Source organism: Thalassovita autumnalis, from assembly GCF_001458255.1.
Taxonomy (GTDB): domain Bacteria; phylum Pseudomonadota; class Alphaproteobacteria; order Rhodobacterales; family Rhodobacteraceae; genus Thalassobius; species Thalassobius autumnalis.
The window spans coordinates 22,607-45,879 of the sequence record NZ_CYSB01000026.1 but is presented as its reverse complement, the minus strand read 5'-3'; the positions used below and the strand labels follow the sequence as shown (position 1 = coordinate 45,879).

Sequence of the window (23,273 nt, the reverse complement as noted above, 5' to 3'; positions counted from 1 at the left end):
GTATCCGCCTGAGCGGCGTCAAGATGACATAGCGGTCAGAGGGGCGCCTCAAGGGATTGTGTGACCAATGTTTCAGGCAACAACATCAGCTGTGCGGTTCGGGTCCAGAGCAGCGCTGTTTTCACCTGTTTGTCCGGGTAAATCTGTTGCAAAGCATGGGCATAGGCCGCCATCTGCCGCAACAGGCCCAGGGGGCATTCGGCAGGGCCCGCAGGCACCGTGGCATTGGTTTTGAAATCCACCGCAAGCACAGAGTCGTGATCGATAATGAGGCGGTCGATGGTGCCGTGAATACGCCGCCCTTGCAGAGCCTTCAGCGTGGCGGTGACCGAGACCTCCGCCAGCGCCTGATCGGTGAACAGGTGTTGCAGGTCGGGGTCGGTCAGGACGGCCGTTGCTTCCGCCAGCAGGGCTGCCACCGCGTCGTCGCCCGCCGCATCCTCGCCCGTGGCCAGCAGTTTGACCGCCTGTGCGGGCCAGTGCGCCTGCGGCACGTCCGGCAGATGCTCTAGCAGCAGGTGGATCTGACGGCCACGCTTTTTAGCGGCCTCTTCATCCAGCCCGGCGTCTCCCGGCAGGGCCTTGGCACCACCAAGGTCTGAGGGGCTGAGCGTGCCCTGCCCCTGCGCAGGCGCTGCGGCCTCCGTTCTGGCCCAGGCGGGCAAGGTGACCTCTGGTGTGGTTTCGGCCTGTTTTGCAGGCGCCGGTTCCGTCGACCAATTGCCGTGGCTCACCCGTTTACCGGTGCCGAAAGGGAAGTCGTGTTCGCCAGCGCCCTGCCGGTCCATCGCGGCGCCGATCTTGTCATACCAGGCGTTGCCGTCTTTCCCCAGATCGCCCGCCGCGGCTACAATCAACCATTTTTCCGCCCGCGTCATTGCGACATAGAGCAGGCGATCACGCTCTGCCTCCTCCGCTGCCAGTCGGGCATCGCGGGCCGCGGTCATTTTGGCCGGCATTTGGTCCGAACTGACGCGCCACATCACCTGCCCGTCCTCTTCCAGCAGGTCGTCGCGCAGCTGCACCAGCCGTTTGCCGGTGTCAGGCATGATGACGATCGGCGCTTCCAAACCCTTGGATCCATGCACCGTCATCACCCGGATCCGGTCCGAGGCCGCATCCATCTGGCGCTTGATCTCCAGCTCATCGGTTTCCATCCATTGCAGAAAGCCGATCAGCGACGGCACTGCGCTGCGTTCATAACTCAGCGCCTGAGCGAGGAAGGCATTGATGCCATCTTCGGCTTCGTCCCCCAGACGGGCCAGCAGCTTGCGGCGGCCATCATGCCGGGTCAGGATCCGCTCGATCAGGTCATAGGGGCGCAGGAAATCGGCCTTACTGCGCAGGTCGTCCAGCACGGCCAACTCCTCAGGGAACTCTGCCCGCCGGTTACGCAGCGCCTGCCAGAGGTGGCGTTCCTTGCGGCGATGGGCGAGGTCGAAAAGCTGTTGTTCGCCCCATCCAAACAGCGGCGATTTCAGCGCGACGGCCAGTGAATAGCTGTCCTCCGGCGTGGCAAGGAATGACATCAGTGCCGCTAGATCGCGCACAGCCAGTTCCGCGCCCACCTTCAGCCGGTCAGCACCCGCAATGGCCAGACGCTGTTCTTTGCAGGCGCGGATGATCTCAGCAAACAGGGCCGAGCGGCGCTGGACGAGGATGAGGAAATCCCCCTCACTCACCGGGCGCATCTGGTAGCTGCCGGAATGACCGATTTCAGCTGGAATAGTGACTTTTTCGTCCACCATCCGGCGGATTTCGCGGGCGATGCGATCGGCCAGCTGCACCATGTGATGTTTGGCGCCCAGACGGTCGACGGGGGTTTCCCATTCCTCATCGCTATCGTCTTTGGTCGGGTCGATCACCGGCCACAGATCCACCCGCCCCGGCATCTGATCCTTGAAGGCGCGGTGTTCGGACCCTTCGGGGAATCCGGATTGATCGCGGCCTTTGAAGGTCTCATCCACCAGGCTGAGGATCGCGTGGGAGGAGCGGAAGGAAAACTGTAGCTCCATCGCGTTCAGGGGCTTCTCGGTCGCGCCCAACCGGTCGGCAAATTCGGCCTGCATCCGGTCAAATTCGCGCGGGTCCGCGCCCTGGAAGGAATAGATCGACTGTTTCTTATCGCCGACCACAAAGATGGTGCGTTCCTTGTCCGTCCGCGCGCCCTCGCCCGAGGTGAATTCCTGCGCCAGCAGTTCGATCACCTTCCATTGGGCCGGGCTGGTGTCCTGCGCCTCATCCACCAGAATGTGGTCAATGCCGCCGTCCAACCGGTAAAGCACCCAGGCCGCCACCGCCGGATCGGTCAGCAGATCGCGGGCTTTCAGGATCAGATCGTCGAAGTCCAGCCAGCCCATCATCTGTTTGCGCCGCTCATAGGCAGGCAGGAACAGCCCAGCGAAGTCATGCAGCGCCAGCGTTTTCTGAGCAGCGGCAAAGCTGAGACGACGGGCGCGGGCATCTTCGACCCGACGCATGAAATCCTCCAACTTGGGCAGCAGGGTTCCAAGGTTGGCTTGGGTTTTCTTGGTCGGGAACTTGCCGATTTTGGCCCCGAAGGGTGAGGCGGCAGAAGCGCCGAAAAGGAACAGCTTTTCCAGCATCGGCAGGGTTTTCAGTGACATCTCCGGGATCAATCGCAGGCTGGTTGCGGCCTTCTGATCGGTGCTGGTGCCAGCATCCAGATAGGGCAGGATGTCAGCGATCAGCGCATCCTCTGCGCCTAGGAAAACATCCTTTTCCAGCGAGGTAGTGTCGAAATCAGCGGGCAGATCGAACAGCGCCATGACGCCCGCATGATCCAGCGGTTCAGCCAAGGCAGCGCGTTTGTGGACGATGCCCGCGGTCAGCCCTTCGAAGTCCTCACCACCAAAGAACTGCGCCAGACGTTTGACCACATCGGCATACTCACCCTCGGCCAGATCCTGCACGATTTCGGCCCGCAGCAGCGCGGCGGCGCGGTCTTCCATTTCGGCAAACTGGGGCGACACCCGCGCCTCCAGCGGGAAACGGCGCAGGAGGGAGGAACAGAAAGAGTGGATCGTCTGGATCTTCAGCCCGCCCGGCGTTTCAATCGCGCGGGCAAACAGCGTGCGGGCGTTGCGCAGATCCTCATTGCTGACGGCGCCGGACACGCCTAGATCCAGCAGCTGCGCGCGCAAGGCGTCATCACCCAGCATCGCCCATTCGCCCAACCGTTTGAACAGACGGTTCTGCATCTCCGAGGCGGCGGCCTTGGTGTAGGTCAGGCAAAGGATGTGTTGCGGTTGCACGTCCTCCAGCAGCAGCCGCGCCACGCGGTCGGTCAGCACCCGGGTTTTGCCCGATCCCGCATTGGCCGACAGCCAGGTGGAATGGTTTGGACGTGCGGCGCGGACCTGTTTTTCGGTCGCCTCATTGCGTTTCATGACAGATCCTCCGCCTGCGCCTTGCTGGTCACATCCCATTCGCCGAAGCGGGCCAGCTGGTCATATTCGGCAAAGTCATCGTCTTTGAACAGCGCGCGGCGGGCGGTGTAGCCTTGTGCGGGGTCGAAATAGCGGCTGATGAGCTTTTCGAATTTTTCCCAAACCTGTTCGACCGTTTCCTCTTCCAGCGGGGCGCGGACCTCGGCCGGTTTGGCGCCAAGGCCAATGAACAGGGCGCGCGCCACATCGGCCATGCCGATCTTTTCAAAGGCACCTTGGCTGACCATCGCGGCCTCCAACAGAAGCTGTTTGTTGAACGCGATCTGTGCCTTGGCGGTGGGGGGCGTGCCGGTTTTGTAATCGTAGATATGAGCGCGCCCCATGTCGTCAATGTCGATACGGTCGGCGCGGGCGGTCAGGGTGAAATCATGCTCGGCCATGCGCAGCTCACCCTTTTCCTCAAAATGGGTTGGGGTGGCGCGTTGACGGCGGTCCTTTTCAGTGGCGACAAACCAATCGGCAATGCGGTGAATACGTGCCTCCCACAGGGTGCGCGTGTCGGGCCAAGGTACGTTTTCCGCCAGAATAGAGTCTGTCAGTCCGCGCAAATGGTCGGCAGTCATCGCGTCGGGATCGGCTTGGGTGTCATCGATGAACTGTTCCAGAACCGAGTGGGTGACGATCCCGCGCAGCAGGGCATCGGGGGCCCGCATCAGCGGATCCAGCGGGCGCAGACGCAGCACATGTTTGGCGTAGATCGCATAAGGATCGCGGATCAGGCGTTGGATTTCCGTGACCGACAGTTGGCGCGGACGGGCGGCAACGGGCGGGCGTGGGGACGGGCGCGGTGCCGGTGCGGTTGTACCTGGTTCTTCCAGCTTGCGGGCCATCGCCAGCCAGTGATGACCGCGGGCGCGCGCACCCTCTAGCGCTGCAACACCACCCTGTTCCGGCAGACCGTTCATCAGGTTAACCATTCGGTTCAACCACCGCGAGGGCACGGTTTCCGCATCCTCGGATCGGACCGAGCGGGTCAGCCAGACCTCGGGCGCACCAATCGCCTGTTGGAAATCATGCGCCGACAGGCCAATGCGCCGTTCCGGCAGCAACAGACCTGCATCATGGCGCATTTTGCGGTTCAGCCACGGGTCGGGTTTGGGCATTTCGGGCCAGCTGGCCTCATTCAGGCCACCCAGAATGACCAGATCGGCGCCCTGCACACGGGCCTCCAACGTGCCCCAGATCAAGATGTTTGGATGTGGTTCATCGGGGTTGCGCAGCTCGCCCTGTGACAGCACCGCACCAAACAGGTCGGCGTAATCCAGCGGGCTGAGTTCCCCCCCGGCATCGGCATCCGCTTGCAGTCGGGCGACCGTCGCCTCAGCCGCGCGGCCCGCCTGTTCCTGCCACAGCTCGCTGACTTTCTCGGGCGCGCTTCCGTCGGCGATCCGTTCAGCCAGCGCCAGATGGGCAGTTAGGTGATCGGTCAGCATGGCCTTGCCGCCCATGTCCTTCTCAAGGAAGCAGGCGATCAGCCATTCGACCCAAGGCGTTGCCATCTCTTCATCCCGCGCGACGGCCCAGGCGCGCAGCACCTCGGCATCAGGGAACGGCATACCACGGCGGCGGATCATCAGCTCCAATTCGCGGGTCAATAGCAAGTGGTCGCCGCGTTTACCGCCCGTGTGACACAGCGGATGCATTAGCAGGACCAGCAGAGCCTCAGAGGTCAGTTTGCGGTGAAACAGAGCCGAAACATGGCGCAGGAAGCGCCCCGGAGCGGTCAGTTGCAATGGCGTCCCGGCCGAGTCATCGGGCGTGATGTTCCACCGGCTGAGGGCCGAACTGACCTGACGCGTCAGCATCCGGTCCGGTGTGATCAAGGCGGCGGTTTTGCCGTCCTCCGCCGCCTGACGTAAGCGCAGAGCAATCGCCAGAGCCTCATCCCGTTGTGACTGGGCCTCAACCAGAGTGACCCCGGCGAATGCCTGATCCAGACCGGTGAGATGTGGACCCTCCTCCAGCCATTGATCGGTCACAGGCGCAGGTCGCAACGCCAGCGACACCAACTTATTGCGCGCCTCTGACGGCGCTTCGCTAGTGTCCCAGCGTTCGACATCACGATGGGTCAGGCCCAGTTCTTCCAACAGTTTGGCGTAGCGGTATTGCGGGTGATCTTCGCTGGTCAGCGCGTCTTTCAGATCGGCCCAGCCCTGCGCGGACATGTCAAAATCAAAGCCGGGCAACACAATCGCCCCCTGCGGCAGCTGCGCCACGGCTTTCATCAGCAACATCGTGGTGCCGCGCGACCCGGTGGAGCCTGCGATGATCACCGGGTGCTCTGGCGGGGCATCCGCCCATCCCTCAGCCAGCGCGTTGACCACCATACGGGCGCGGGTTTCCTTGTCCGGCGCTTCATGCGCATCGGTGAAAAAGTGCTGCACAATGTCCAGAAACCCCAGCGCCCGTTTCCAGTGCCCGCTTTCATCGCTGACATCGAGATCGCGCAGCACATCGGGATCCACACCTTCGCCGTGCATCTCATCCATCAGGGCGGCCAGACTGTCCGACAGATCATAGAGCGAGGCCCGCGGCGCCAGATCCGGCTGGCTGTCCAGCAGGCGGTCGACCAGCTGCGTTAGCTCCAACCGTCGTCGCAGGGGGGAAACAGCTTCGGGTATGTCGGGCAGGCGTTTGCCTGTGTCCAGACTGGCGCCCGGATTGGTGACCAACCCCAGACGTGGCAGCAGCAGCGCGGGGCCGGCATCAAACACCTCACGCACACGGCGGGCCATACGGGTGGAGTTCAGCAGAACCTGCGCGCGGGCCAACTGGTCCGGGCGGCTGCGGTCTGACCGCGCCATCAACCCGTTCGCCAGCGCCTTGGGGAAATCAACGCCCGAAGGCACGCCGTAGACACGTGGGCGGGGGCTGGGGTCAAACATCTTTGGTTCCAATCAGGTCTTCGGCCAGTTTCAGACCGTCGGGATTGCCAACGTCACACCATGCGCCGGGGTAGGTCAGGCCGAACAGCCGGCCCTTTGACAGCATTTGATCCCAAAGCAGGTTCAAGGAAAAGGCGTTTTGATTGATCTCATACAAACCTTCGGTTTTAAGGATCTGCACCCCGCCATAGATCGCACCGGGCCCGCGGGTGAGCTGACCCCCTTCTGCCATGTGAAAATCACCCAGCCCTGCGTAGCCCAGAGCCTGTTTGGGCGGAATCAGCATCATCAGCGCATCCATCCGGGTGGGATCCCAAGCCGCCAGAAGCGCCTCAATCGGGTTTGGGCCCTGCCAGATCGCATCAGAATTCAGCGTCAGCACCGGATCCGGGCCCAAAAGCGGCAGCGCTGCCTTCAATCCGCCCCCGGTTTCCAGGATTTCCGGCTCCTCCGCGAAGAGGATCTGACGCCCTGCCAGGTGATCGCGGATCATCTGACCCCGGTAATGCAGATTAACCACGGTTTTGCTGATCCCTACCGCGGCAGTCAGATCCAACGCGTGATCTATCAAGGCGCGGCCCGCGACCAGCACCAGGGGTTTGGGCCGCTCCGCCGTCAGCGCCCCCATCCGGGTGCCGAACCCGGCGGCGAACAGCATCACGGTATCGGGGTTTACAGATCTGGGCATGTGGCGGCGCGGTCTTTCAGGTCTTGGCAAAATTCAGCGGTGGGGGTGGGCAAATCCGCCAGTATCGGGCGTAGTTGTGAGTGTACCGGATTGGCAAGGTTGCGCTGCACATACCCCCAGACGCGGGGCAGAAAATCAACGTAATGCGCCTTGCCCAGATGCAGGCAAAGGCGGGTCAATACCCCTAGAATACGCAGATTGCGTTGTAGGCCCAGCACGGCGTAGCTGGTTTCAAAATCGTCTCTATTCCGGCTGGAATTGGCCAAATAGTGGTCGATCATTGATCGCTCCAGCGCCTCAGGCACGTCCCGCCGGGCGTCCTGCATCAGTGAGACAAGATCATAGGCCGGTTGTGCGGCTTTGGCGTCCTGAAAATCCAGTAGCCCCATTTGGCGAACACCGGTTCTGTCGGGGAGGTGAATCAGGTTTTCGGCGTGATAATCGCGTAGGATCATCACCGACTGATCATTGGCATATTGGCGCAAAATAGGCTGGAACAGGGTCGAAAACCGTTCTGCCAATTCGGGTTGCGCCACACCCTGCCCCACATACCAATCCCACAATGGGGCCACCTGATCCATCATCACATCCGGCGTGAAGGCCTCAATCCCATCGGGGGGTGGGCTTTGGTGCAGTGCGATCAAAACATCTGTTGCGGCGGTGTATAGCGGGGTCTGACAGGCAGGATCCTGCGCTGTCAGTCGCGCCAGCAAGGCATCGCCGAAATCCTCCAGCAGCAGAAAGCCCTGCGCGGCGTCCTCTGCCAGAATGGCGGGGGCTGAAAAGCCTAGCCCGGTCAGATGGCGGGCGATTTTGGTGAAGGGGCGGATATCCTCACCGCTGGCTGGTGGGGCATCCATCAAAACGGCGGTTCTATGCCCCAGATGCAGGCGTTCATAACGCCGTGCTGAGGCATCCCCGGCCAACGGGCTGCGGCGGGCATCGGCCCATTCGGTTTGCGCCAAAAATGCAGCGGCGGAGCGGGTCATGCGGCGCCGTCCTGCGTGTCAGATCCGATCACATCTTTCAGCCGTTCTAGCCAGCGGGCATCCTGCCAGCTGAGGGTCAGATCACGGCTGCCCTCTTCGGCGACGGCGAAGGTGAGGTTCAGCGCAGACTGCGGCGTCAGATCCGCCAGTCGATCAGGCCATTCCACCAGGCAGATCGCGGTTTCAAAAGCCTCCTCCAGACCCAGTTCAACCGCTTCGTCCGGGTCAGACAGGCGGTAGAGGTCGCTATGCCAAATCTCGCAGCTTTCGCCGTCATAGACCTGCACCAAGGTGAAGGTGGGTGAGGGCACATCTTCAGGCTCCAGCAGAAGTGACTGGATCAAAGAACGGGCGAAATGGGTCTTGCCGGCGCCGATGCCGCCTTCCAGCAGCAGGACATCACCTGGCTGTAACAGGGGTGCAATGGCACGGGCCAGATCAGCGGTGGCCTCGGCGGAGGAAAGGTGCAGTTTGAGCATGGCGCGAGATTACCCGTTGCACCGGTGGCTGCAAGGGAAACCGGGGGGACCGGTCAGGCGGTTTTGACCAGCTCCAACCGGGGTTTGCAGTTTTCCGCATCGGAAAACCACAACATATGCGCGCCACCGGCCAGGCGATCCACCATCACCCGCAGAGACCTGCCATTCGTCAGGCGCAGCGACGCCTGATCCAGACTGATCGGACCGTCATGCGCCAATCCTTCGGCCAGGGAGGCGAAACTGGCGCCACTTTTGCTGTGGCGGCACCAATGCGCGAGGCTGTTTGCAATACTGACCTCCGCATCATCGACATCTGGCTCATCCGGCCAAAGATCCCGGTAGGCCTGATTGCGAAATTGCAGGGTGTTTTGGAACGAAAACAGCGCGATCGGCTGTGGGATCAGATCCAGAACGGCTTGGTTCAACTCCATATCGGTGCGGAAACGCCGATTGAGTGACACTTCGGCGCTGACATCTTCGAACAAGAAGGCAATTGCCCCGTCGGGATGCGGGCGGCCCGAGACGCGGTAGGTCTGTCCGGACGGCAGGCTCCAGGTTTCCTGATATTGCCCATCTGCTGCGGCATTGGCCAGATCTGACAGATCGTCCCGCCATTCCGCGTAGCTGCGCGGTTCCGGCATGATCTGGGCGTTTCGCAGCTGGTCAAAGAAACTGTGCAAACTCGGCTTGTTGGATAAAAATCCGGGCGGCAGGTGGGTCAGATCCGTCAGGGCGGGATTGAACAGGGTCAAAACCCGTTTTCGGTCAAATATCGCAAGACCGATCGACAGCTGGGCAAAGGTCTTGGTCAAGGTCTGCACAAAGGTCCGCTGCGCGGCTTCACCCTGCACGACTGCGTTGATGTCGATCGCATAATGCATGGTGAAGCGGTCCTCACGGATCGAATTCACATCGTACCACAACACCTCTTGTCCTGGATTCAGCGTGACCGAAGTCCGGTATCGGTGGCGATGCAACACGGGCGATGCGGGCAGATCGAAGACTGCGGGCAGGGTGTGGCTGCCATCCTCGCTTTCGAAGGTGTGGCCACATGCGGTGATCAGATCCTCATACGCCGTATTGGCCCAGAGGATGCGTCCGGCATGATCGCTTTGCCAGATCGGATAGGGGGCGTGGTGAGTGGCGTTGCGTAGGGTCTCTACCTGTCCTTCCCAGATCCGCCGCTGGTAGCGTTCAGCGGTGTTTTCGTCTTTTTCAGTGTGCTCAATGAGAGAAACCCGCAGCCGCGTGCGCACCTGTTCAATCTGGATGCGACTGGCGCGACCATGATCCTGAGAATCGATGATCATGGGCAAAACTGTCGCAGATTGCGGCGCTGATTCAGGAAAATTGGGAAACCGTTCGGCAAGCACGCTGCGCAGGTCTGACCATCTGCGACCTTCGATATGATGCATCGCCAGCAGCTGTTCGGCGCAGTCGCTGGTGTCAATCAAACGGTCCCCTTCAAACAGGAAAATCGTTTCAGGTTCGATCCTTGTGATCGGGGGCAGGTTCTTTTTGGACTGCCATTCCAGCAGCCGATAGGACAAGCCTGAGGCCAGCAAAGCAGTGGCGCCAACATAAACGACATCGATAAAATACATCATGGGAAACCTCAGGGCGTCTGCCCTTAAGGGTTGTTCCCGGAAGTTAACAAATGGTTAACGCGGCGCGCGAGAGGTCGAAACACCCTGCGATGCTTAGATTTCCAGTGGCTGGTTTGGCCCCAGATAGCCCTCTTCGCCGGACCGCGGCTGCCCGTCGATTTTGGCGCGTGGCCAGACCACCTCCACCACCGCACCGCGCCTGGTTGGGTCGGCGGGGGCCTCACCAAAGGGATCGCTGGCATTGGCAAAGGTCAGTTCCGCCCCCGAGCGTTCCAACAGGGTCTTGGCGATAAACAGGCCCAGCCCCATGCCTTCGTATTCTGGGCGTTTGCGCGGCTCACCGGGGTTGCGGCGGCGGCGCATGAAGGGATCACCGATCCGGCCAATCAGATGCGGCGGATAGCCTTCGCCGTCATCCATGATCCGCACATAGATCTGATCCGCCGACCATTCGGTTTCGATCCAGACATTTTCACGGGCAAAGTCGACGCCATTCTGGATCAGATTGCGCAGCCCGTGAATGACCTCGGGCCGGCGCAGAACGATGGGCTGTTCGTAGTCTTCATCTGTCAGGGCGATGGCGTCAAAATGAATGGATTTGCCGCGGTCCAGATGAGGCTCCGCCGCTTCGCGCAGCACGGCCTCCAGCGGGGCGCGGCGCAGGTGCAGGTCGTCTTTGCCAGCCCGGCCCATAGACCGCATGATGTCGCGGCAACGGTCAGCCTGTTCGCGGATCAGCTTGGCATCTTCCTGCAGATCCGGGCGGTCGGCCAGATCCTCAATCAGTTCGGCGCTGGTCAGTTTGATGGTGGCCAGTGGCGTGCCCAACTCATGCGCGGCAGCGGCCACAACCCCGCCGATATCGGTCAGCTTCTGTTCACGGCTGAGCGCCATATAGGTGGCCTGCAGCGCGTCCGACATGGCGTGCATCTCCACCGTCACCCGGCGTGAGTAGATGCCCAGAAACAGAACCGCGATCACAATGGCAATCCAATTGCCAAATACAAAGAGATCGGGGATTCGCAGAATGAATCCTTCTTGCGTGCGCAGGGGCAGATGTATCTCGGCCAAGAGCGTGACGGCCAGAATGGTGACGATTGCTAGGAAGATGGTGGAGCGCAGCGTAAAGGCCGAGGCCGACACCATCACGGGGCCAAGGATCAGGATGGAAAAAGGATTGTGCAGCCCACCGGTCAGGTAAAGCAGCAGCGACAGCTGCAGCAGGTCAAACAGCACCATCAGAAGGTTTTCGCTTTCCGACAGGCGCTTGGCCTCGGGGAAGATCACCATGGCGATCAGGTTGCCAATGACCGAAACCGAAATCACCATCAGGCACAGGCCGATTTCCAGATCCAGATTAAACAGTTCTTGCGCCACAAGAATGGCAACGATCTGGCCGCTGATGGCGCCCCATCGCAATAAAGTGATCGTTCTGAGCTTGATCCAATTGCCCCGATCACGGCCTTTCAGCACGTCAAACTTCGTTTCAGCCATCTGCGCGCCTTCGTCCCGTTGATCTTTGCAGCTTACTGTTAAATATGCCTCTCAGACCAATCAATACGATGTCGCACCTATAAAGGAAAACCAAATGAACCGCGCTTTGATCGCTTCTACCGCTGTTGTCGCTGCTGTCGCTCTGTTGGGGGGCACCTGGTACGCCACGATGCAATCTGGGGACGCTTTGGCAGCTTGCCGCGCCTCGGCTGTGGCTGGCGGGGATATTGGTGGCCCGTTTGAGTTGACCAATGGCGCTGGTGAAACCGTGACTGATGCGGATGTGATCACCGCGCCGACGCTGGTCTATTTCGGCTACACCTTCTGCCCCGATGTCTGCCCGCTGGATGCGGCGCGCAACGGTGAGGCGGTGGCGCTGCTGGAAGAGCGCGGGCATGATGTGAACTCGGTCTTTATTTCGGTGGATCCTGAACGTGATACGCCGGAAATGGTCAGCGATTATGCCAGCTACATGCATGAGCGTATGGTTGGCCTGACCGGCACGCCGGAACAGGTTAAAGCGGCCTCGCGGGCTTATAAGACCTATTACAAGAAACAGACGCCCAAGGATGGGGATGACGAGTATTACCTGATGGATCACTCGACCTTCACCTATCTGATGTTCCCTGAGACCGGATTTGCCGAGTTTTATCGTCGCGACATGACGGCCGAGAAGATGGCGGACTCCGTGGCCTGTTTCATCGAAAACAGTTGAGCATAAACCAGTTAGGGCCGCCGGAGGTGAGCCAAGTTTGACGCAAGCCAAGTGGCCCTATAGAACGATTCTAACAGAACACGCGCGAAGGTAGGCTGATCATGGCGGATCTGGACAAGGAAATCGGCGAAGATAAATCGCTGCTGCTGCTCGACGATGACGAGCCGTTTCTGAAGCGACTGGCCAAAGCGATGGAAAAGCGGGGCTTTGAGGTGGAGACCGCAGGCTCCGTTGCGGCTGGTAAAGCGATCGCAACCGCCCGGCCCCCGGCCTATGCGGTCTGCGACCTGCGTCTGGAAGATGGCAACGGGTTGGATGTGGTTGAGGTGCTGCGGGAAAAGCGCCCCAATTGCCGCATCGTGGTACTGACCGGCTATGGCGCGATTGCCACCGCGGTGGCTGCGGTGAAAATCGGCGCAACGGATTATCTGTCCAAACCGGCGGATGCCACGGATATCACCAATGCGCTGCTGGCTTCGGATGATGAGCTGCCGCCGCCGCCGGAAAACCCGATGAGCGCTGACCGCGTGCGCTGGGAACATATCCAGCGGGTCTATGAACTGTGTGACCGCAACGTCTCGGAAACGGCGCGTCGCTTGAACATGCACCGCCGCACGCTGCAGCGGATCCTCGCCAAACGCAGCCCCCGCTGACCCCCGTTTCGGCGGGACGACTCCCCCAAAGGGAGATAGCGACCCTGTCAAAGAGCCGCCGTCTGGGCGGCTTTTTGTGTTTCTACCTTCCGTAATTTGATTTGTTTATGAGGGTGTTACCGCAGGGTCGCCAATTTGTTGCCACTGCGCCCCCTCCTTTTTCCCGTATTGTTCCAAGTACAGTGATCCCGGCAACCTTGGGGAGAGTAGACAAACACTCAGGGGAAGACATGACTGCATCTAACTGGACTTTGGAAACGTTGTTTCCGGAGGGGTTGCCTGACACTCTGGTGACGCTGACGGGATCGACATTGGCGGAAAAACTGCGCGGCACAGAGGCCGCAGATCTCATCAAAGGCGAGGGCGGCAATGATCGGTTGATTGCCCGTGGCGGCAACGATGTGGTGCTGGCGGGTGAGGGGGACGATCGCGTTCACGCCGGCAGCGGTGACGATATTGTGGATGCCGGCAGCGGCAATGACCGGGTGCATGCCGGCGATGGCGATGATGTCGTGCTGGGTGGCGCTGGCAATGACACGCTGCGCGGCGGTGATGGCGCGGATCAGCTTTATGGTGGCGAAGGGGATGACCGCCTTGCCGGTGGTGAGGGCGACGATTTTCTGGATGGCGGCAGCGGTGATGATCGGCTCTGGGGTGGGGATGGCAATGACCAGATCCTTGGCGGCAGTGGCAATGACAGGATCGGCGGTGGCGACGGCAATGATGCGGTGATGGCCGGGGATGGCGATGACCGGGTCAACGGCGGGGACGGCGATGACCTGCTGCAGGGTGATGCCGGCAATGATCGCCTGATTGGCGGCGACGGCAATGATGAGATCCTTGGCGGATCCGGCAATGACCGTCTGGTCGATGGCCACGGCAATGACGCGCTGGTTGGCGGCGAAGATGATGACCGTCTGATCAGCCGCTTTGGCAGCGATATTCTGGATGGCGGTGAGGGAGATGATTTCCTGTTCAGCCGTTCCGACGCCGGCGAGCCGGTGATCGCGCAGGATCCTGAGTTGCCGACCTATAACCCAGATCAGCCCTTCATGGATGCCAATGATGTGATGACCGGCGGCGCTGGGGCGGATACCTTCTTCTTCCGGCTGGACATCAACGCTACCGAGGAGATTGCCCGCAAGCACACGCAAGAAAACGGCCGGATTGATTGGCGCGGGGTGGCGGGTGAAAACGACAATCCCCATGACCACTGGGTCGATGCCATTGGCGATGAGGTGATCACGGATTTCAGTTTCGAAGAGGGGGATCAGATCGTCATTCGCGGCCACACCGTGGATGCCTCGGTGGAGCAGGTCGATTTCGATGAAGATGGGGTCTTTGATTACAGCGTGATCACCCTGACCTCGAACCAGGGCGGCAATGGCGGTGCGCATGATGGCGATCATCTGGGCACGATCACGGTCTATGGCGACCTGATCACTGAGGAGGATCTGGTGGTCGACAACATGGCCTTCTATGGCGCCTTCAACACCTTGGCTCAGTATCTGGACGGGTTCTAGGCTCAGGACCCATTAATGGGCAATGCTCAGTGCCTCCTATTTTGGGGCTGACAAGGCATAAGGCCGCAGGAATAGTGGTTCTATTTCAAGGCAATATAACGCCGGCAGCGTCAAAATAGGAGGCACCCGGAGGGCATGGAGAAATTCACGCTCTCAGCAGCTGGGCACGCTTGAAAAGGCAACCAGCCTTACCTGCGCGCTCCCAACTGCTGAGAACGCAAATTTTTCCATGCTGAGCGTTGCAGATTAACGGGTCCTGAGCCTGCCCAGGTTCCTTGACCTGTTCAGTGGCGGTCCCTTCGCGGGGCCGCCTAATGCGTTTTTAGATTACCTAAAAATTGAAACTCAGCAGTTTCAACTGGGCCTCAGCGCGCAGTTCGGCCACCAGTTCGGGGTTGTCTTCGACCCAGCTGACATAGCCCGCATAGCCCTGTTGGTTGACTGCGGCGCGGTCACTTTCTAGCAAGGCCATGAATTCATCCAATGTGGCGACATCGGTGAAGCTCAGCTTCAGCTGGGTGTAAATTGCGTTGCACTCATCGATCTTGGCTTTGGGCAACACCTGTTCTTCGGCAGCGGCGCTGCACAGGAAATACCCCGCGGCCAACGCCAGTAGTTGAGTGGACATAACACATACTCCAGTCGGTCACCGGGACGGAGGAGAGCAGAGAGAGGCGACCGTGCCAGACAGTCTGCAATCGCCGTGCCGAATGCTCCGTAAATCTACGGTGCTATGCCAAAGGAGAAGGTTAACGAGTTACGATCGACCCTGATCAGTCCAGATCAAACCGGGTCAGCATCTGATCCACCACGTGCCCATCGGCCAGCGCTACCCCAGACATCAGCTGATAGTCGCGAAACCCACGGCTTTGATAATAGGCGCGCCCGCCCGCGTTGTCGGTGCGGATACAGGCGCAGATCCAAGCATATCCCAGATTCCGCGCCGCCTGCGATGTGGCGCTGAACAGGGCTGATCCAACGCCGAGTTGCTGCCGCCCTTGCTGCACAAAGGTGGCGATATCACAGGCTTCCGCTGGCAGACCGGGATAGGGGGATACGTGCTGAAAACCGACAATCTCACCCGCGGATTCAGCGACAAACCAGGCTGAGCGATCCGCGTCTTTGGCGATCATTACGGCCATGTCGGTGGCTGTGACCTCCTGTGTCCGCGCGGTGGCGCCCCCTGCCCTGATGATCTCGGACAGCAGCCGCGCCATCGGGCCGGTGTCAAAACCAACAGGTGGGCGGATGGTCAGATTAGAACGCATTGAGCAATGTTTCATGCCGCGCGGTGAACTCTGCCCGAACCTCAACAGGGGGCCGCAGCTGGATCGACAACCCGTCGATCAGCGCCGGATCGACCTTGCCGAAGAACTTGTTCGCCTCCGCCTCAGTGAAACCTGCGATCTGTGTGGCTTCCATCCAAGCGCTGACCTTATCGGCGCGTTTGATCTGCTTTTTCACCTTTATCGGGATGGCGGCGGGCAGGCCAAAGCGAATGTGAATGGCGGCGGTCAGTCGTTTGTCCAACTCATCATAGCCGGGGCCAACGGCGGCCTTCACCGGGGAAATCATATCCCCGATCACATATTCCGGTGCGTCGTGCAGAAGCGCGGCCAGATGCCATTTCACTGGCTGGCCGGGGTACATACGGCCATAAAGCTGTTCGACCAGCAGCGAATGTTCGGCCACAGAATAGGCAAAATCCCCCTGAGTTTGCCCGTTCCAGCGCGCCACAAAGGCTAGGCCGTGGGCGATATCTTCGATCTCTACATCCACCGGGGTTGGGTCCAGCAGGTCAAGACGGCGCCCGGACAGCATACGTTGCCAGGCGCGGGGGGCTTTTGCGGCCATTTGGGGTGTCCTTCACTTTATTGGAACAGTGGTAGCGCCCTGCCCTGCCCGGTGCAATGTCGGCCGCTCAGCGTCATGAATGTTTCAAATGAAGCACAGGGACGTGTAGCCGCGTGTTTCGCAAATCCCCCTTTGCGACCCCACATATAGATCAGACGGCCGGACAGGTGGTCCGGCGCCCGAGGGATCGGGATCTGAACCCAAACTGGAAAGGAACACGTCATGTTCAAACGTCTGATCACCACTGCGGCGGTCTTTGGCACCGCTGCGCTTGCCCCACCCACCTTTGCCCAGAACGCTGCGCCGCCGAGCTGCATGCCGCGCGATGCCTTGGTGCAAGATCTGATGCGCAGCTATGGTGAGGATCTGCTGGGCCGCGGTCTGCAGAACCCGCAACAACTGTTGGAAATCTGGAGTTCTGGCGATTCCGGCAGCTTTACCATCTTTATCACCCACCCGGACGGACAGTCCTGTGTGGTTGCCACCGGCGGCAGCTGGATTGGCTACGAACCACCTAATACTGATCTGGAAAGCTGAATTCGCCCTGTGGTCGCAAACCGATCGTTTAAATCACAGGAAAACTCCTCCCGTAAGAGATGAATCTGAAATTCGTCTGTCTAATTGGGATAGCGCCCCATACGAAAGTATGCTGGAAAATAAGGTGCTTTATTCGCAACGGCTTACCTGAGGGAAATAGGCGCTTGGTCGGCGTCAAAGCTTCGTCACTTGTCGGAAAATACGTCATTTTCCCGTCGCGTATCCCTAAGAGAGCAAGAAAAATTGGGCTCTGAGACGTATAACTTAAGTGAGCCCGATGCTGAGACCCCTCCTCCCTCCCTCGGCACCGCTTCCCTCCCTGGCGATGTCTCCGTCAGCATCGGGCCCTTACAAAGGAGTGTTGCGTTATGTTCTCGAAGACCCCCCTCCCCGCCTTTGCCGCCGCATTGGTTGCCGGTGTCACCCTGACCGCCACCACCACTGCTGCACAGGCCCAAGGCACCAAATGCCTGCCACGCGCCATTCTGGTCGAAGACCTGAAGAAGAAGTACAACGAACAGCTTTCGGGCGGTGGTTTGCAAAACCCACAGCAGCTGCTGGAAGTCTGGACTTCGCCTAACTCGGGCAGTTTCACCGTGTTCATCACCCGTGCGGACGGCCTTGCCTGCATCATGGCAACTGGCAAACACTGGAATTCGAACAGTGAAATCGCCCCTGCTGGCGTAAAAAGCTAAGAAAGATTGGCCCAGACATCCGAAAGACTCGTTGTCTGGGTATAGGTCGAGTGCTATCTGCCTTTCAGTGATTTTTTGCAAGGAACCCCCGCAATGGCAAACGACTATATTGTAAAGGATATCAGCCTGGCCGAGTTTGGTCGTAAAGAGCTGGATATCGCGGAAACCGAAATGCCCGGCCTGATGGCGCTTCGGGAAGAATACGGCGACAGCAAACCGCTGAAAGGTGCGCGCATCGTCGGGTCGTTGCATATGACCATTCAAACCGCTGTCTTGATTGAGACTCTGGTTGCTCTGGGCGCCGATGTGCGCTGGGCCTCCTGCAATATCTTTTCCACCCAGGATCACGCCGCTGCTGCCATTGCTGCCGCTGACATTCCGGTCTTTGCGATCAAAGGCCAGACGCTGGAAGAGCATTGGGATTATCTGGACAAGTCCTTCTTGTTCGCTGATGGCCCCAACATGATCCTGGACGATGGCGGCGACGCAACGCTCTACGTGCTGCTGGGCGCCCGCGCCGAAGCTGGCGAAGACATCATTCCGGTGCCGCAGTCCGAAGAGGAAGCGGTGATCAAAGCACAGATCGCAAAACGTATGGAAGCCAGCCCCGGTTGGTTCACCAAAACCCGCGACGCGATCATGGGTGTTTCCGAAGAAACCACCACTGGTGTGCACCGTCTCTATGAACTGCAGAAAAACGGTCAGCTGCCGTTCCCTGCAATCAACGTCAACGACTCGGTCACCAAATCGAAGTTCGACAACAAATACGGCTGTAAAGAGTCGCTGGTCGACGGCATCCGCCGCGCCACCGACACCATGCTGGCCGGTAAGGTTGCTGTTGTCTGTGGTTACGGCGACGTTGGCAAAGGCTCCGCTGCTTCGCTGGCCGGTGCTGGTGCCCGTGTTAAAGTGACCGAAGCGGATCCGATCTGCGCGCTGCAGGCGGCCATGGACGGTTTCGAAGTTGTTCTGCTGGAAGAATCGCTGGACGCAGACGTGTTCATCACCACAACCGGCAACAAAGACATCATCCGTATCGAGCATATGCGCGAGATGAAGGATATGGCGATCGTTGGCAACATCGGCCACTTCGACAACGAAATTCAGGTTGCTGCCCTGAAAAACCACAAGTGGACCAACATCAAAGAACAGGTCGACATGATCGAAATGCCTGCTGGCAACCGGATAATTCTGCTGTCCGAAGGCCGTCTGCTTAACCTCGGCAACGCCACCGGTCACCCGTCCTTCGTGATGTCGGCCTCCTTCACCAACCAGGTACTGGCCCAGATTGAGCTGTTCACCAAAGGTGATGACTACGAAAACGAAGTCTACATCCTGCCCAAACATCTGGATGAAAAGGTTGCAGCCCTGCACCTGGCCAAAGTTGGCGCCAAGCTGACCAAGCTGACCTCGGATCAGGCCTCCTACATCGGTGTAACCCCGGAAGGCCCGTTCAAGCCGGAACACTACCGTTACTGATGCGGTGGGCCGGAGCGATGAAGCCTTCGGTTCTTACAGTTATGACAGCGGCGGTCCTTTGGGCCGCCGTTGTTGTTTCTGCAAGCGCTGAGACAGGCAAAAAACCGAAGATCACTGAAGAGATTACCTATTACGATGTCTCAGCCCTGACGTCGGATGGGCTGCGCCGGGAACTGCGCCGTAAGGGGCCGCGCAGCTACTGGGGCTATGCGCAGTGGTGGGTGTCCTGGACGGACAGATGTGAGATCACGGTGACCCAGACAATTGAAATGCCGCGCCACACCCGGCTGGACGACCTGCCGCCCGAATTGCGGGTGCGCTGGGACAGTATGGTGCGGGCGCTGTTGCGGCACGAACGGTTGCACACCCGACATGGTGAATTGGCGGCGGGTGAGATTGCGATGGCCAAATGCCAGGGCGCCTATCAGATCATCGATCGCTGGGCGAACCAGGATAGGGTGCTGGACCGTCGTACCGATCATGGCCGCAAAAAAGGGGTGACGCTGCCGTAATCTAGGTGGTTGCGGCGGCCTGCCAATCGGTCGGGAACTGCATGATCTCAGCTGAATCCCGCAACCTGGGGGAGGGGCGTTTGGCTTGCGTTTCCCCAGCAGCCATTGCGGCCTCAACCATCTGTAATTGATGGAAAAACGCGTCATATCCGCTGTCTGCCACAAACCGCTCGGGCGTGCCCTCATAAGGGGTCCAGGTGAAACTGTTGCCCTGCGGCGTTGGCAGCCACGGGTTGCTGTCAAACCGCAGGGTGCCCAGATCGGTGGCGATGGTAAACTCATGGGCCATGCCATAGCCATCGGTGGAGTGCAGCGTGGCCAGAACGCCATTGTCAAAGCGCACCGTGACAGCCGAGTCCCGCAGGTTGCCATCTGGCCCGGCATTGCCGTTGGCCTGCAGCTGACGGTTTGCAAAGGCATCCTCTCCACACATGGCCTGCACCACCAGATGCAATAGCGACGCCGGGTAGCAACCAAGATTGTAAAGCGTGCCGCCACCGGCTGGGTTCACCACTTGCCAGATATCGGCGGCGTAAAACCCCTGCACATGGCGCAGTTGACCAAACCGGCCGGAGCGCAGCAGATCCAGCAGCTTGTGATGAATGGGATGGGACAGGTACATCAGCCCTTCGGCAAAAAACGTTCGGGCCTTTTCCGCCCCGGCCACCAATGCCGCGGCATCGCTCATGGTGACGGTCAGCGATTTTTCACACAGCACCGGTTTGCCAGCGGCCAAAGCTTCTAGGCTGTAGTCTTTGTGCAGGTGATTGGGCAGGCCGATATAGACCGCCTCAACCTCAGGATCTCGCAGCAGGTCGTGGTAGGAGTCGGTGGCATGGGCGATGCCCTATTCCGCCTGAAGCGCATCGCGGGTTTCAGCAGAGCGGCCGAAAATGCACTGCGCGGTGGAGCCTTCGTTCAGCGCGATTGCGTCCAGCATGGCCCTGGTGATGAACCCCGATCCAACAATGCCCCATTTTGCCATTGGTCCGCTCCCTCATTCCAGGGGGCGAGTGTCGTCGAAATAGGGCAGGGCGCAAGAGGGCATTTGGGTAGCGTTGGGGCGGGTCAAACCTGACGGGGAAAATATAGCCGAAGTTTTCCTTTTGCTGTGGCGGGTGGGGCGCTAGCGTTTCAGTCATAGTTTGGGACGGGGCATTGCCCCAATTCAGGAGAAGACAATGGGCAAACGGGACGATTTGATCGCGCAATATGCGGCGGACCTGAAGGAAAAATGCGGCATGGAGCCAGATATGGACCTTCTAACGAAGGTAACCATTGGCTGTGGACCAGCAATTTACAATGCTGATGCCTCGACCGTGGCGGCCAGCCAGCCGAGTGAGCTGGAGACTGTGAAAAACAACTTCCTCATCCGCAAACTGGCGCTGGAGGATGGCCCGCAACTGATGGAAGCCATTGATAACGTGATCGAAACCTATGGCCGGTCCGAGCGGAACAAATACCGCGCGGTTGTCTACTACATGCTGGTCAAACACTTCGGCAAAGAAGCGATCTACGGTTGAGGGCGCGGGTTATCTCGCTGAATTTTAACCGTTTTGTCTGAACTTGCCGTTTGGGGCAGGGGGGCAAAGCCGGTATAACCCCCGCAACCGTCATCCGTTCCACGGGTGGATCTTTGGGGGTGACTGGGACAGGGGCCGATCCATTGGGATCGGCCTTTTGCCATTTGGCCTCAGCAGCGGGCGCAAGCGGGTCTGTAACGCTTTGAAACAAAGCTCCAGCGCATTCCGGCGCGTTTCTGCCGAGGCGCTGGACAGCTGTCGCGCGGCTGCTTAGGAAGGCGTTAATCAATCATAGACCGAAGGTTGTTGCAGTGACCAAACGCTCTCTTTTTGGCACCGATGGGGTGCGCGGACTGACCAATACCCCCCCAATGACAGCCGAACTGGCGATGCGGCTGGGTGCGGCTGTCGGGCGTTATTTCCGCCGCGATCAGCAGGAACACCGGGTGGTGATCGGCAAAGATACCCGTCTGTCGGGCTACATGCTGGAAAACGCGTTGACGGCTGGGTTCACCTCCACGGGGATGAACGTTCTGCTGCTGGGCCCGATGCCAACACCGGCGGTTGGGTTCCTGACCCATTCGATGCGTGCCGATGTGGGCGTCATGATCTCGGCCAGCCACAACCCGGCCTATGACAATGGCATCAAGTTCTTTGGCCCTGATGGCTTCAAACTGTCGGATGAGGCTGAGGTTGAGATTGAGCGGCTGCTCAACGAAGGCGTGGAACTGGCGGCCCCCCAGAACATCGGCCGCGCCAAGCGGATTGATGACGCGCTGGGCCGCTACGTGGAATATGCCAAGACCACCTTCCCCAATTCGCTGCGTCTGGATGGGCTGCGTGTGGTGCTGGATTGCGCCAATGGTGCCGCTTACAAAGCCGCGCCTGCGGTCCTGTGGGAATTGGGCGCTGAGGTGATCCCGGTGGGCGTGACCCCGAATGGCCATAACATCAACGAAAACTGCGGCTCAACCAGCACCGCAACTGCGGCGGCCAAAGTGCGCGAAGTGCGGGCCAATCTGGGCATCTGTCTGGATGGTGATGCGGATCGTGTGATCATTCTGGATGAAAACGGCGAACAGGCCGATGGCGACCAGATCATGGCGCTGATCGCCTCCTCCTGGAAGCGCGAAGGCCGGTTGAAGGGCGACACGCTGGTAGCCACCGTGATGTCGAACCTTGGCATGGAAAACTTCCTGCGGGATGAGGGTATCCATCTGGAACGCACCGCGGTTGGCGACCGTTATGTTGTTGAAAGCATGCGTAAAAACGGTTTTGCGCTGGGCGGTGAGCAATCCGGCCATATCGTCATGACCGACTACGCCACCACTGGTGATGGTCTGATTGCAGGCCTTCAGTTCATGAAGGCGATGGTGGAAACCGGCAAGAAAGCCAGCGAATTGGCGCAGGTGTTCACCCCGGTGCCGCAGATCCTGCGCAACGTGCGCTACGCTGCGGGCAAAACCCCGCTGGAGGCAGATCAGGTCCAGCAGGCGATCGCTGATGGTGAAAAGCAGCTGAACGGCGATGGCCGTCTGCTGATCCGCAAATCCGGCACCGAGCCGTTGATCCGTGTGATGGGCGAAGCCAATGATCAGGGCAAGCTGGATGCGGTGATCACCCAGATCTGCAAGGCAGTGGAGTCGGCGGCCTCTTAGGCCCCCGACCCATTTCACAAAGCACTCAGAGCAGCGTCAGAACGGCGCCCATGACCGCGCAGCCGATTGTGGCATAGCCGCCGTCAATCACGATCAGCGCCTTGGGGCGATCAGCAAAGGTGTAGTTGGTCGCAATCCATGGGGTCGCCAGAAACAGGCCAATGCCCAATCCGGCAACCAGACCTTTCGCCAACTCATCGATGCCTGCCAGTGCAAAAACGTGACGCATCATGCCCGCAACGATGATCGCGCAGACAAATGAAACGATGTAAGGTACTGGGTTTGATCGGTTTTCTGGCTGCCCATCTTCGCCAAGTTTCACACCTGACGCGGCCATCCAGGGTTTGGCCAGGCTCATGTACCAGATGGCGCCGAAAATGTAGCTGGCCGCTGCGGCTGCTACGACTGAAATCAATTCCATCATATGTCCCTCCTATTGGTCCCCTCTGATTAAACCAGAGGGTGCAGGTCGTTGCCTGCTTGGGAAAGCTTAGACAAATTGCGCCGTCTGG

Annotated in this window: 22 protein-coding genes; 9 read left to right on the top strand and 13 right to left on the bottom strand. The window is 59.7% G+C overall.

The window, feature by feature from the left end; translation table 11 throughout:
- Positions 1-35: 35 nt before the first annotated feature.
- From addA to regB, 7 genes are all read right to left on the bottom strand, one after another.
- Positions 36-3,410 (bottom strand): double-strand break repair helicase AddA, encoded by a 3,375-nt coding sequence (addA, locus tag TL5118_RS08305; protein WP_058243770.1) that lies wholly within the window; start codon positions 3,408-3,410, stop codon positions 36-38.
- Positions 3,407-6,355, bottom strand: a complete 2,949-nt coding sequence (gene addB / locus TL5118_RS08300; protein WP_058243769.1) for a double-strand break repair protein AddB — start codon at positions 6,353-6,355, stop codon at positions 3,407-3,409. Before addB ends, addA begins: the two co-directional genes overlap by 4 nt.
- Complete coding sequence (locus TL5118_RS08295; protein ID WP_058243768.1) at positions 6,348-7,043, bottom strand: nucleotidyltransferase family protein; 696 nt, start codon at positions 7,041-7,043, stop codon at positions 6,348-6,350. The genes addB and TL5118_RS08295 overlap by 8 nt, the downstream gene beginning before the upstream one ends.
- The gene (locus tag TL5118_RS08290; RefSeq protein ID WP_058260779.1) at positions 7,028-8,032 is read right to left on the bottom strand and encodes an aminoglycoside phosphotransferase family protein; all 1,005 of its coding nucleotides are present in this window, start codon (positions 8,030-8,032) and stop codon (positions 7,028-7,030) included. The genes TL5118_RS08295 and TL5118_RS08290 overlap by 16 nt, the downstream gene beginning before the upstream one ends.
- Positions 8,029-8,511, bottom strand: coding sequence for a tRNA (adenosine(37)-N6)-threonylcarbamoyltransferase complex ATPase subunit type 1 TsaE (tsaE, locus tag TL5118_RS08285; RefSeq protein ID WP_058243766.1), 483 nt, complete (start codon positions 8,509-8,511; stop codon positions 8,029-8,031). The genes TL5118_RS08290 and tsaE overlap by 4 nt, the downstream gene beginning before the upstream one ends.
- A gap of 53 nt (positions 8,512-8,564) precedes the next feature.
- A complete protein-coding gene (locus TL5118_RS08280; protein ID WP_082626303.1) occupies positions 8,565-10,118 on the bottom strand; it encodes a PAS-domain containing protein in 1,554 nt (517 codons plus the stop codon).
- 93 nt (positions 10,119-10,211) lie between these two features.
- On the bottom strand, positions 10,212-11,612 hold the full coding sequence (regB, locus tag TL5118_RS08275) for a sensor histidine kinase RegB (protein ID WP_058243764.1): 1,401 nt from the start codon (positions 11,610-11,612) through the stop codon (positions 10,212-10,214).
- A gap of 94 nt (positions 11,613-11,706) precedes the next feature.
- Between regB and TL5118_RS08270 the strand changes: the two genes are divergently transcribed.
- The 3 genes from TL5118_RS08270 (at position 11,707) to TL5118_RS08260 (ending at position 14,503) form a co-directional block, all read left to right on the top strand.
- Positions 11,707-12,327, top strand: a complete 621-nt coding sequence (locus TL5118_RS08270; RefSeq protein WP_058243763.1) for an SCO family protein — start codon at positions 11,707-11,709, stop codon at positions 12,325-12,327.
- 101 nt (positions 12,328-12,428) lie between these two features.
- The gene (locus TL5118_RS08265) at positions 12,429-12,980 is read left to right on the top strand and encodes an ActR/PrrA/RegA family redox response regulator transcription factor (RefSeq protein WP_058243762.1); all 552 of its coding nucleotides are present in this window, start codon (positions 12,429-12,431) and stop codon (positions 12,978-12,980) included.
- A 230-nt stretch (positions 12,981-13,210) separates the two neighbouring features.
- Entirely contained in the window at positions 13,211-14,503 is a 1,293-nt protein-coding gene (locus tag TL5118_RS08260; RefSeq protein WP_165590032.1) for a calcium-binding protein, read from the top strand.
- A gap of 331 nt (positions 14,504-14,834) precedes the next feature.
- Here TL5118_RS08260 and TL5118_RS08255 read toward each other — a convergent pair whose 3' ends face one another.
- From TL5118_RS08255 to TL5118_RS08245, 3 genes are all read right to left on the bottom strand, one after another.
- Positions 14,835-15,131: a hypothetical protein gene (locus tag TL5118_RS08255; RefSeq protein ID WP_058243760.1), complete on the bottom strand. Its 297-nt coding sequence runs from the start codon at positions 15,129-15,131 to the stop codon at positions 14,835-14,837.
- 145 nt (positions 15,132-15,276) lie between these two features.
- Positions 15,277-15,771, bottom strand: coding sequence for a GNAT family N-acetyltransferase (locus tag TL5118_RS08250; RefSeq protein WP_058243759.1), 495 nt, complete (start codon positions 15,769-15,771; stop codon positions 15,277-15,279).
- Positions 15,761-16,357: an HD domain-containing protein gene (locus TL5118_RS08245; protein WP_058243758.1), complete on the bottom strand. Its 597-nt coding sequence runs from the start codon at positions 16,355-16,357 to the stop codon at positions 15,761-15,763. Before TL5118_RS08245 ends, TL5118_RS08250 begins: the two co-directional genes overlap by 11 nt.
- A 222-nt stretch (positions 16,358-16,579) precedes the next feature.
- Between TL5118_RS08245 and TL5118_RS08240 the strand changes: the two genes are divergently transcribed.
- The 4 genes from TL5118_RS08240 (at position 16,580) to TL5118_RS08225 (ending at position 19,580) form a co-directional block, all read left to right on the top strand.
- Positions 16,580-16,894 (top strand): hypothetical protein, encoded by a 315-nt coding sequence (locus TL5118_RS08240; protein ID WP_058243757.1) that lies wholly within the window; start codon positions 16,580-16,582, stop codon positions 16,892-16,894.
- 368 nt (positions 16,895-17,262) lie between these two features.
- Entirely contained in the window at positions 17,263-17,589 is a 327-nt protein-coding gene (locus TL5118_RS08235) for a hypothetical protein (protein WP_058243756.1), read from the top strand.
- 93 nt (positions 17,590-17,682) lie between these two features.
- On the top strand, positions 17,683-19,068 hold the full coding sequence (gene ahcY, locus TL5118_RS08230) for an adenosylhomocysteinase (protein ID WP_058243755.1): 1,386 nt from the start codon (positions 17,683-17,685) through the stop codon (positions 19,066-19,068).
- Positions 19,068-19,580, top strand: a complete 513-nt coding sequence (locus TL5118_RS08225; RefSeq protein WP_082626301.1) for a DUF922 domain-containing protein — start codon at positions 19,068-19,070, stop codon at positions 19,578-19,580. The genes ahcY and TL5118_RS08225 overlap by 1 nt, the downstream gene beginning before the upstream one ends.
- Before the next feature lies 1 nt (position 19,581).
- Here the strand turns inward: TL5118_RS08225 and TL5118_RS08220 are convergent, their stop codons facing one another.
- Positions 19,582-20,361, bottom strand: coding sequence for a Gfo/Idh/MocA family protein (locus TL5118_RS08220; protein WP_242601760.1), 780 nt, complete (start codon positions 20,359-20,361; stop codon positions 19,582-19,584).
- Positions 20,362-20,427: 66 nt separating this feature from the next.
- Complete coding sequence (locus tag TL5118_RS21360) at positions 20,428-20,565, bottom strand: hypothetical protein (protein ID WP_165590031.1); 138 nt, start codon at positions 20,563-20,565, stop codon at positions 20,428-20,430.
- 196 nt (positions 20,566-20,761) lie between these two features.
- On the opposite strand from TL5118_RS21360, the gene TL5118_RS08215 reads away from it, so the two are divergent.
- Complete coding sequence (locus TL5118_RS08215) at positions 20,762-21,103, top strand: DUF2853 family protein (RefSeq protein ID WP_058243752.1); 342 nt, start codon at positions 20,762-20,764, stop codon at positions 21,101-21,103.
- A gap of 311 nt (positions 21,104-21,414) precedes the next feature.
- Positions 21,415-22,761, top strand: coding sequence for a phosphoglucosamine mutase (gene glmM / locus TL5118_RS08210; protein WP_082626299.1), 1,347 nt, complete (start codon positions 21,415-21,417; stop codon positions 22,759-22,761).
- Between the two features lie 25 nt (positions 22,762-22,786).
- On the opposite strand, the gene TL5118_RS08205 is transcribed toward glmM, so the two are convergent.
- Positions 22,787-23,185, bottom strand: coding sequence for a DUF1761 domain-containing protein (locus tag TL5118_RS08205; RefSeq protein ID WP_306345419.1), 399 nt, complete (start codon positions 23,183-23,185; stop codon positions 22,787-22,789).
- Between the last annotated feature and the right edge of the window lie 88 nt (positions 23,186-23,273).